The sequence below is a fragment of the Dactylosporangium salmoneum genome, from assembly GCF_039532525.1.
GTDB lineage: Bacteria > Actinomycetota > Actinomycetes > Mycobacteriales > Micromonosporaceae > Dactylosporangium > Dactylosporangium salmoneum.
The window spans coordinates 24945-34240 of the sequence record NZ_BAAARV010000001.1 but is presented as its reverse complement, the minus strand read 5'-3'; the positions used below and the strand labels follow the sequence as shown (position 1 = coordinate 34240).

9 protein-coding genes are annotated in these 9296 nt (G+C 72.3%); 6 read left to right on the top strand and 3 right to left on the bottom strand.

Annotation, left to right across the window (positions count from 1 at the left end; genetic code table 11):
• The 3 genes from ABD352_RS00155 to ABD352_RS00145 form a co-directional block, all read left to right on the top strand.
• Nucleotides 1-616, top strand: a 616-nt coding sequence (locus tag ABD352_RS00155; RefSeq protein ID WP_344610082.1) for a polysaccharide deacetylase family protein, incomplete at its 5' end; no start/stop codon positions are given.
• Nucleotides 613-1845, top strand: coding sequence for a YVTN family beta-propeller repeat protein (locus ABD352_RS00150; RefSeq protein ID WP_344610081.1), 1233 nt, complete (start codon nucleotides 613-615; stop codon nucleotides 1843-1845). The genes ABD352_RS00155 and ABD352_RS00150, both read left to right, overlap by 4 nt.
• A 44-nt stretch (nucleotides 1846-1889) precedes the next feature.
• The gene (locus tag ABD352_RS00145; protein ID WP_344610080.1) at nucleotides 1890-3800 is read left to right on the top strand and encodes a sensor histidine kinase; all 1911 of its coding nucleotides are present in this window, start codon (nucleotides 1890-1892) and stop codon (nucleotides 3798-3800) included.
• 38 nt (nucleotides 3801-3838) lie between these two features.
• Here ABD352_RS00145 and ABD352_RS00140 read toward each other — a convergent pair whose 3' ends face one another.
• Complete coding sequence (locus tag ABD352_RS00140) at nucleotides 3839-4717, bottom strand: helix-turn-helix transcriptional regulator (RefSeq protein WP_344610079.1); 879 nt, start codon at nucleotides 4715-4717, stop codon at nucleotides 3839-3841.
• A 131-nt stretch (nucleotides 4718-4848) separates the two neighbouring features.
• Between ABD352_RS00140 and ABD352_RS00135 the strand changes: the two genes are divergently transcribed.
• Nucleotides 4849-5754 (top strand): oxidoreductase, encoded by a 906-nt coding sequence (locus tag ABD352_RS00135; protein WP_344610078.1) that lies wholly within the window; start codon nucleotides 4849-4851, stop codon nucleotides 5752-5754.
• Nucleotides 5755-5781: 27 nt separating this feature from the next.
• Here ABD352_RS00135 and ABD352_RS00130 read toward each other — a convergent pair whose 3' ends face one another.
• Both ABD352_RS00130 and ABD352_RS00125 read right to left on the bottom strand, forming a co-directional pair.
• On the bottom strand, nucleotides 5782-7221 hold the full coding sequence (locus ABD352_RS00130) for a dihydrolipoyl dehydrogenase family protein (RefSeq protein ID WP_344610077.1): 1440 nt from the start codon (nucleotides 7219-7221) through the stop codon (nucleotides 5782-5784).
• Nucleotide 7222: 1 nt separating this feature from the next.
• Nucleotides 7223-7780, bottom strand: a complete 558-nt coding sequence (locus tag ABD352_RS00125; protein ID WP_344610076.1) for a hypothetical protein — start codon at nucleotides 7778-7780, stop codon at nucleotides 7223-7225.
• A gap of 134 nt (nucleotides 7781-7914) precedes the next feature.
• Here ABD352_RS00125 and ABD352_RS00120 point away from each other — a divergent pair, with 134 nt between their 5' ends.
• On the top strand, nucleotides 7915-8508 hold the full coding sequence (locus ABD352_RS00120; RefSeq protein WP_344610075.1) for a TetR/AcrR family transcriptional regulator: 594 nt from the start codon (nucleotides 7915-7917) through the stop codon (nucleotides 8506-8508).
• A 362-nt stretch (nucleotides 8509-8870) separates the two neighbouring features.
• The gene (locus ABD352_RS00115; RefSeq protein ID WP_344610074.1) at nucleotides 8871-9077 is read left to right on the top strand and encodes a hypothetical protein; all 207 of its coding nucleotides are present in this window, start codon (nucleotides 8871-8873) and stop codon (nucleotides 9075-9077) included.
• The last annotated feature ends 219 nt before the right edge of the window (nucleotides 9078-9296 follow it).

Sequence of the window (9296 nt, the reverse complement as noted above, 5' to 3'; positions counted from 1 at the left end):
CCCGTCGCCGAGGACGCTGCCCGCTGAGGTCGACAGCGGGCCCCGGGACGTGCCGGCGGTGGCGCTCACGTTCCACGGGCAGGGCGAGCCGGGCGTGGTCGGCGGGCTGCTCGACGCCCTCGCCGCCGAGCACGTCAAGGTGACCGTCCTGGCCGTCGGCGTGTGGGTGCAACAGCAGCCCGAACTGGCCCGCCGGGTCCTCGCCGACGGGCACGAGCTGGGCAACCACACGCTCAACCACGACGACATCAAGGCCATGAATGACGCCCGCGCCTACGCCGAGATCGCCGGGTGCGCCGAGGCCCTGCGCGAGGTGAGCGGCACGATCGGGCGCTGGTTCCGGCCCTCGCAGACGCAGCGCAGCACGCCGCGGATCCGGGCGCAGGCTGAACGGGCCGGGTACGCCACCTGTCTGTCGTACGACATCGACTCACTGGACTACACGGATCCCGGCGCGGACGCGATCGTGCGCACTACGCTCCAGGGCGTGCGAAACGGCTCGATCGTCAGTCTTCATTTCGGACACGCCGGCACGGTCACCGCGATACCGAAGCTCCTCGCCGGCTTGCGCGACCGCGGTCTGCGCCCGGTCACGGCGTCGGAGCTGCTGGCGTGACGGCCCGGCTCCTGACCGGACGGATCGTCGCGGTGCTCGTACTGCTCGGGGCGCTGGTCGCGGCCTGCTCCTCGGCCAAGTCCGAGAGCGAGCACCCGGCCGGCCCGGGCGACGACAACGCCCCGGCCAACATGACCGGCATGCCGGGCATGAGCACCGGGCCACTGCCGAGCGGGAGCGCCGGCACGAGCCCCGGCCCGGGCCTGCCGGGCATGCCGCCGCTGCTCGACCCGCACGACGTGTACGCCGCGGACCGGCCCAACGCGTTCGCCGACAAGGTCCGCAACGACCCGCCGCGCATCTACGTGCCGAACCTCGGCAGCAACACCGTGACGATCATCGACCCGGCGACGTTCACGATCATCCAGACGGTCAAGGTCGGCGGCGGCCCGCAGCACGTGGTCCCGTCGTGGGACCTGCGCACCCTGTGGGTCAACGACAACACCGGCAACGCGCTCGTGCCGATCGACCCGGCGACGAGCACCTTCGGCAAGCCGATACCCGTCGACGACCCCTACAACCTGTACTTCACCCCCGACGGCAAGTACGCGATGGTCATGTCCGAGGCGCGGCACAAGATCGTGTTCCGCGACCCGCACACGATGGCGATCGTTCGCGAGCTCACCGTGAACTGCTCCGGGGTCAACCACGCCGACTTCTCGCCGGACGGCCGCTACTTCATCGCCACGTGCGAGTTCTCCGGCGACCTCGTCAAGGTCGACGTCGCCAAGCAGGAGGTCATCGGCCAGCTGCACCTGCCGGGCGAGCACGCCATGCCGCAGGACGTCAAGATCTCACCGGACGGCCGCACCTGGTACGTCGCCGACATGCACACGTCCGGCGTGTGGATCCTCGACGGCGACCAGTTCACGGTGCGCTCGTTCCTGGCCACCGGCTCCGGCGCGCACGGGCTGTACGTCAGCCGCGACTCGAAGTACCTCTACATCGCCAACCGCGGCGAGGGCTCGGTGTCGCTGCTGGACTTCGCCACCGGCACGCTCGCGGCGAAGTGGCAGATCCCCGGCGGCGGCAGCCCCGACATGGGCGGCGTGTCGGCGGACGGCACGGTGCTGTGGCTCTCCGGCCGCTACAACGGCGAGGTCTACGCGATGTCGACGGCGGACGGCCACCTGCTGGCCAAGATCAAGGTCGGCACCCAGCCGCACGGCCTGTGCATCTGGCCGCAGCCGGGCCGCTACTCCCTGGGCCACACGGGCATTCTGCGCTGAGGCAACTGGACGGTTTCGCCACCGTCCCCGGGACCGACGGGACGGTGGCGCGCATCGCCGCCGTCCCCCGTTGTGAGCATGCGATGCGCCGCAGGCGGACTAGACTGGTGGCAGTGCATGTCGGCTCGCTGTCCCAGCTGGTGCGACCGACACCTCCACCCCGTGTTGTGGGGATCGCGGTCGTCGCCCTGCTGATCGTGGTCGAGACCCTGCTGGTCTATCCGCTCCGGCAGGTCATGACACCGGTCCTTTCGGGCATGATCTACATCGCCGGGGTGCTGGTGGCCTCGATGATGTGGGGCATGTGGCTCGGACTGGCCACCGCGGTCGCGAGCACGTTGGCGTTCGACTTCTTCCACGTCCAACCCGTCGGGCAGTTCGGCGCCTCGAACGTGCGGGAAGTCGTCGAGTTGGCGATCCTGCTCCTCGTCGCGGTGCCGATGAGCGCGGTGGCAGACCTCTCGCGGCTGCGCGCCGCCCAGGCCGCGGAGTCCGATCTCACCGCCGAGATGGCCCGGCTGCTGCTGCACGCGGACGACCTCACCGCGGTGTTGCCCGCTGTCGCACAGTCCATCGCGCGGTCTCTCGAACTGCCGGAGGCGGCGATCCACCTCGCGGCCGTCCCCGGTGATGACCGGCGATCGGCGCTCCCCCTGCGCGCCAGCACCGTCCAGCTCGGGACCCTGGTCGTGCCGGCCGACGTACCCGAACGGACAATGCAGCGGCTGCGGGAGCGTGTCGTGCCGTCATTGGCGTCGCTGCTGCAAGCCGGCCGGGAACGTGCGGCCGTGCTCGAATCGCTGGAAGCGAGCCGGGAGCAGCTGCGCCGGCTCGCCGCCGAACAAGCCGCGCTGGGGCGGGTGGCAAAGCTCGTGGCCCACGGCAGTCCTCCGCCCGACGTCTTCGACGCGATCACCACCGAGCTGCACGACCTGCTGGACGAGTACAGCACGTGGCTGTGTCGCTATGAGCCCGACGGCAAGGCCAGCGTTGTCTCGAGCAGCCCCATCGGCCTGAGCGCAAACCAGATGCGCTGGCCGATCGAGGGTGAGAACGTCCTGATCAAGGTGCGAGACACGGGCCGCGCCGCCAGAGTGGACACGTTCGAAGATGCGCCCGGTCCCGTCGCGGCGTTCGCCAGGAAGGTCGGCATCCGCGCCGTGGTCGGGGTGCCGATCGTGGTCGACGGGCGGCTGTGGGGCGTCGCGGGCGTTGCCTGGCCCCGGCCCGAGCCGCTGCCGGCCGATACCGAGGCACGCGTCGCGGATTTCACCGACCTCGCCGCCACCGCCATCGCCAATGCCGACAGCAAGGCCGAGCTCGCCGCGTCCCGGGCCCGGCTGGTCGCCGCGGCGGACCAGGCCCGCCAGCGCATCGAGCGCGACCTGCACGACGGCGCGATGCAGCACTTCCTCGCCGTCGCGATGCAGCTCGGCGCCGCGCAGGCCGCCCTGCCGCCGGAACAGCAGCAGGCCAGGGCGGAACTGTCGCGCGCCCTGTTCGGCCTGAACAGTGCCATGGACAACCTGCGCGAGCTCTCACGCGGCATCCATCCGACGTTGCTCGCTTCAGGCGGCCTGCCGTCCGCGCTCAAGGCACTTGCCCGCAGATCCCTGGTACCGGTCGACCTCGACCTCCACACCGGCCGGCGCATGCCCCCGGTGGTCGAGATGGCCGCGTACTACATCGTTTCCGAAGCACTCACCAACGCGGCCAAACACGCCCACGCCACCGTCGTGCACGTGCAGGCGACGACCCGGGACGACATCCTGCACCTGTCGATCCACGACGACGGCATCGGAGGCGCCGACCCGCACCGCGGAACCGGCCTCACCGGGATCCAGGACCGCGTCGAGGCACTCGGCGGACACCTCACCGTCACCAGCCCCGTCGGCGGCGGCACCCTGCTGCTGGCCACCATCCCGGCCGCCACCGTCCCCTGCGCTCCTGCGTAGCGGCGGTCAGGGTCGGACCGCCGCAGGTCAGCCGCGCCTTACCGGGAGGAGTGCCTGTCGGCGGGCGCCGAGCGGGTCGCGTGCAACGACGCCAGCAGCCGCAACCGGTCCGCGTCGGGGGTGTCCGGCTCGGCGGTGAAGACCAGCAGGACCGCGCCGGGACTGCCGGGCAGCGGATAGCTGTCCCGGGCCAGGGTGATGTCCCCGACCCCGGGCACCCGGAAGGTCTTGGTGTCGCTGACCGACTCGCGGATGTCGTGCCGGGCCCACAGCCGCCGGAACTCGGCGCTGCGGATGCTCAGCTCGCCGACGATCGCGATGGCGCGCGGATGGGTGGGGTCGGTGGCGACGGCGGCGCGCATCATGCCGATGCAGTCCAGCGCCTGCCGCTCCCAGTCCGGGCAGCTGCGCTCGCCGGTCAGCGCGTCGTCGAACATCAGCTGGAGCATGTTGAGCCGGCCGGGCGGATAGGCGTCCGGATCGCCGAGCAGCGCCTCCGCCATGGGGTTCCAGGCGAGCACGTCGAGGTGCCGGCCGAGCACGATCGCCGGGGTGTCCAGCACCCGCAGCAGCCGCCGGGTGCTGTCGGGCACCTTCTCGGGGCCGTGGTCCACCCGGGCGGGCATCGGCCGCCGGGCGGCGTGGGCCAGGGTGAACAGGTGCCGGCGTTCCTCGTCGTCCAGGCCGAGCGCCGCGGCGAGCGCGTCCAGGACGTCGTCGGACGGGCGTACCTCCCGGCCCTGCTCCATGCGCTGGTAGTAGTCGGTGCTCAGCCCGGCCAGCAGGGCCAGCTCCTCGCGCCGCAGCCCGGTGACCTTGCGCCGCCCGCCCGGCTCCAGGCCGACGTCACGGGGGCTCAGCCGGCTGCGCCGGGCACGCAGGAAGTCGCCGAGCTCACGGGCGTACGGATGGGTCATGCCGCAAGTGTGCCGCCGCGCCGGGCACCCAAGGTAGGTCCCGCAGACCTAGGCAACCGAGTACGACCGAACCCGCTCCCGCTGCTCCTAGCGTCGCCGGCATACCGCACCGATACTCCCAGGAGCAGCAGATGACCGGATGGACCGCCGACCGCATGCCCGCCCAGCACGGCCGGGTCGCCGTCGTGACCGGAGCGAACTCGGGCCTCGGACTGGTCACCGCGACCGAGCTGGCCCGCCGCGGCGCCCACGTCGTGCTCGCCGTGCGCAACACCGCGGCCGGCGAGGAGGCGGCCCGCCGGATCGGCGGCGACGCCGAGGTACGCGAGCTGGACCTGGCCTCGCTCGAGTCGGTGCGCACCTTCGCCGCGAAGCTGGCCGCCGACCACCCGGCGATCGACCTGCTGGTCAACAACGCCGGCGTGGTGCTGCTCGGTCCGCGCCGGACCACCGCCGACGGCTTCGAGCTGCAGCTCGGCACCAACATGCTGGGCCACTTCGCGCTGACCGGCCTGCTGCTGGGCAGGCTGGCCGCGGCGAGCGCACCCCGGGTGGTCAGTCTCAGCTCGATCACCCACAAGAACGCGCACCTCGACTTCGACGACCTGATGTTCGAGCGTGACTACCAGGCCTCCGCCGCCTACGGCCGGTCCAAGCTCGCCACCACGATCTTCGGCATCGAGCTGGACCGCCGCCTGCGCGCCGCCGGATCGCCGATCGTCAGCGTGCTCGCCCACCCCGGTCTCACCCGCACCAACCTGACGCCGCGCGCCTGGGAACACCGCGGCCGGCTCGGGCGGCTGTTCGCCTGGGCCGGCCTGCTGGCCACCCAGCCGGTGGAGCGGGGCGCCCTGCCGCAGCTGCGCGCCGCGACCGATCCCGATGTGCACGGCGCCCAGTTCTTCGGGCCGGCTCGGCTCTGGGAGACGCGTGGCCGGGTCGCCGAGGCCCGGCTCGGCCGGGAGGCGGCCGACCCGGCCGCCGGCAAGCGGCTCTGGGCGGCGGCCGAGGCGCTGACCGGCATCAGCTACCTCTGAACCCGGCGCCCATCGGCCGAGAAACTGTCAGCGGCCGTACGCCTCCAGCAGGCGCAGCCACACCTCGCTGACGGTCGGGAACGCGGGAACGGCGTGCCACAACCGATCCAGCGGCACCTCGCCGACGACCGCGATCGTCGCCGCGTGCAGCAGTTCCGCGACGTCCGGGCCGGCGAGCGTGACACCGGCGATCACCTGCCGGTCCTCGTCGACGACCATCCGGGCGTGTCCCTGGTATCCCTCGGCGTGCAGGGCGGAACCCGCGACGGCGGCCAGGTCGTAGTCGACGACCCGGATCCGCAGCCCGGCGGCCTCGGCGGCGGCCGCGGTCAGCCCCACCGACGCGATCTCCGGGTCGGTGAAGACGACCTGCGGCACGGCGCGCTCGTCGGCGGTGGCGACGTGCCGGCCCCACCGGCCGTCCTCGACCGCCTCGCCCCTGGCCCGCGCCACGATGACGTCGCCCACCGCGCGAGCCTGGTACTTGCCCTGGTGGGTCAGCAGGGAGCGCCGGTTGACGTCACCGGCGGCGTACAGCCATCCGCCGCCGGCCAGCGCCCCGTCGTCGAGGACCCGCAACGTGTCGTCGACCGTGAGCCAGGCACCGGGCTTCAGGCCGATCGTGTCGAGGCCGATGTCCTGGGTGTTCGGCGTGCGGCCGGTCGCGACCAGGAGCTCGTCGGCTTCGACCCGCTCGCCGTCGGTGAGCGTGATGTGCACCGTGCCCTCGCCGTCCCGGTGCACCGACGCGGCCTCGGCGCCGAGGCGTACCTGCACGCCGGCCTCCCGCAACGACTGCACGACCCGCTCGCCGGCGAACGGCTCCGCCTGGTGCAGTACACCGTCACGAGCCAGCACCGTCACCACGGAGCCGAGACCCGCGAACGCGGTCGCCATCTCCGACGCCACCACGCCACCGCCGATGACGGCGAGCCGGCCCGGAACCTCGGCCGCGGCGGCCGCCTCCCGGCTGGTCCACGGTGCCGCCTCGCGGATACCGGTGACGTCCGGGATCAGTGCGCTGCTTCCGGTCGCGACGACGACCGCATGCCGGGCGGTGAGCGAGACGACCGGGCCGTCCTCGCCGGTCCACACCTCGACGACCCGGTCGGAGCCGATCCGTCCCTGGCCGCGGTACAGCGCGATCCCGGCCGAGTCGAGCCAGGACACCTGCCCGCTGTCCGACCAGTTCGAGGCGAAGGCGTCGCGGCGGCGCAGCACGGCGGCCGCGTCCAGGTCGCCCGTGATCGCCTCACGCGCGCCGGGCAGCCGGCGTGCCGCCCGCAGCGCGGTCGCGCTGCGCAGCAACGCCTTGGTCGGCATGCAGGCCCAGTACGAGCACTCACCGCCGACCAGTTCCCGCTCGACGACGGCGGCGGTCAGGCCGCCCCGCACGACCCGATCGGCGACGTTCTCCCCGACCGGCCCCGCGCCGATGACGACGACGTCATACGTGGCGTTGCCCATGTCAGTTCACCTTCGCGGCGCGGCCGAGGCGGATTGCCGAGATGAGGAAGAAGATGGCGCCGGGGATGGCGTAGCCGATCGCGTTGGTCAGCACCGGGTTGTCCGCGGAGGCGCCGGCGATGAACGACCCGCCGGCCAGCACGGAGATGCCACCGCTGATGATCATCGGCCACTGACCACCCATCCCGCGGCGGGAGACCGCCACGAGGAGCTGCACCAGCCCGGCCACGACCGCCCAGGCACCCCACACGCGCAGGACCGCCGGTATGCCGGACGCGCCGGCGACGGCCAGGCCGGCCGCGGCGAGCAGGCTGACCGCGACGTTCACGTACAGCAGGGCAGGCGATCCGGTGACGCGCGACGCGCGGGCGTCGACGATGGCGGCGGCCACGTCGAACAGCGGGTAGAGCACGAGCAGCGTCATGGCGAGCGGGCCGAGATGCCTGGCGGTCGTGAACATCACGAAGGCCCAGACGATGGCGAACGCGAAGCGGACGAAGTACAGCCGCCGCAGGGCGGACGCCGTCGTCGAGATGCCGGGTGCGGTAACGGTGGTCATGGTGATCCTTTCGGTGGCTGCACGGGCGCCGCGGCACGTAACACCACCCTGAAGAACGAACGTTCTGTCCCTCTCACCATGACGACTTCACGCAGGCCTGTCAAGACCGAACGTTCTATCACTACGATGGGCGCATGGCGCGCAGCGAAACCGGCACCCGGCCGTCCGAGGCTCGAGAACGGCTCCTCGTCACGGCGAGCAGGATCTTCTACGGGGAGGGAATCCACTCGGTCGGCGTCGATCGGATCATCGCCGAGGCGAAGGTGACCCGGGCCACGTTCTATCGCCACTTCCCCGGCAAGGAGGACCTCGTCCTCGCGTATCTGCAGGCGGCCGATCAGGCCATCCGCGGCCAGGTGGACGCGGCCGCCGCCGGCGGCCTACCGGCGCCCGACGCCCTCCGGGCCGTTGCCGCGTCGATCGCCCAGGGCATCCAGTCCGCCGGCTTTCGCGGCTGCGCCTTCCTGAACGCCGTGGCCGAGTACCCCGATCCGGACCACCCCGTGCACCAGGCCGTCCTCGCGCATCGGCGGTGGTTCCTCGACACGGTCAGCACCTTGATGGCGGGCATCCAGCAAGCCGAGGCCGAGCCCGCCGCGCAGCACTTCGTCATGCTCCGCGACGGCGCCATGGCGGCCGGCTGCCTCTTCGACCGGGCGCTGATCTGCGAGACCTTCCTGCGCGGCGTCGACGGCCTCATCCGGACGCACGCCGCACGCCGGCCATAGCCCAGACGCCGCGCCGCCGCGACCCTCGTTGCAGGCCCGGTCGCAGAGAGCGCTCTCCCCCTTGACCCTGGCGGCTTCCATAGCCAGACTGCCATGGCCGGGAGAGCGCTCTCCAGCAGTTCCCGAGGAGTAGTCGTGACGCTGTCCGCCAGCCGTGTCGCGACCGCCGGGGCCGGCCTGCTCGTCGTGCTCGCCACATACGTCGCGCTCACCGTGCCACCCGCCGAAGCCGCCAGCGACACCATCCTGTCCCAGAACAAGCCGGCCACCGCGTCGTCGGCCGAGAGCACGGGGCTGCCGGCCAAGAACGCCGTCGACGGCAACACCGGGACGCGCTGGGCCAGCGCGTGGACCGCGACGGCGTGGTTCCCGAGATCGCCGCCCACGGCACCTCGTACCTCATCGTCTCCGACGGCAAGCACCCGAATGACGCCGCGATCTACCTGGACGCGGTGACGCTGTACGGCATCCTCTTCCGCGTGTCGCCGCGCGGCGCCCCGGCCCTGTACGCGGCCGCGGCGACGGCCACCGAGCTGCAGAACACGGCGGCCGCGGCGATCGGTTACTGAGCCACAGAACACCGCGGCCGCGACGCTCGGTTACTGACCGTGACATCGGGCCGCAGATCCGGATGTCCGCATTGCCGATTGAGCGAGGCCCGGTTCCCGGCCGGGCCTTCGCCCCGCGTCCTGTCACAGCGCAATCGGCCGGTAGCTCAGCGCCACGTCAATGACAGCCTCGGGTGCGGGCCCGGTTTCCCGGCCGACCCTCCCCCCGCGTCCCGTCAC

What these genes read in the sequence shown, in the direction of transcription:
- ABD352_RS00135 (WP_344610078.1), top strand. Translation starts at nt 4,849, where the DNA reads ATGACCGGATGGACCGCCGACCGCATGCCCGCCCAGCACGGCCGGGTC.
- ABD352_RS00130 (WP_344610077.1), bottom strand. Translation starts at nt 7,221, where the DNA reads ATGGGCAACGCCACGTATGACGTCGTCGTCATCGGCGCGGGGCCGGTC.
- ABD352_RS00140 (WP_344610079.1), bottom strand. Translation starts at nt 4,717, where the DNA reads ATGACCCATCCGTACGCCCGTGAGCTCGGCGACTTCCTGCGTGCCCGG.
- ABD352_RS00120 (WP_344610075.1), top strand. Translation starts at nt 7,915, where the DNA reads ATGGCGCGCAGCGAAACCGGCACCCGGCCGTCCGAGGCTCGAGAACGG.
- ABD352_RS00125 (WP_344610076.1), bottom strand. Translation starts at nt 7,780, where the DNA reads ATGACCACCGTTACCGCACCCGGCATCTCGACGACGGCGTCCGCCCTG.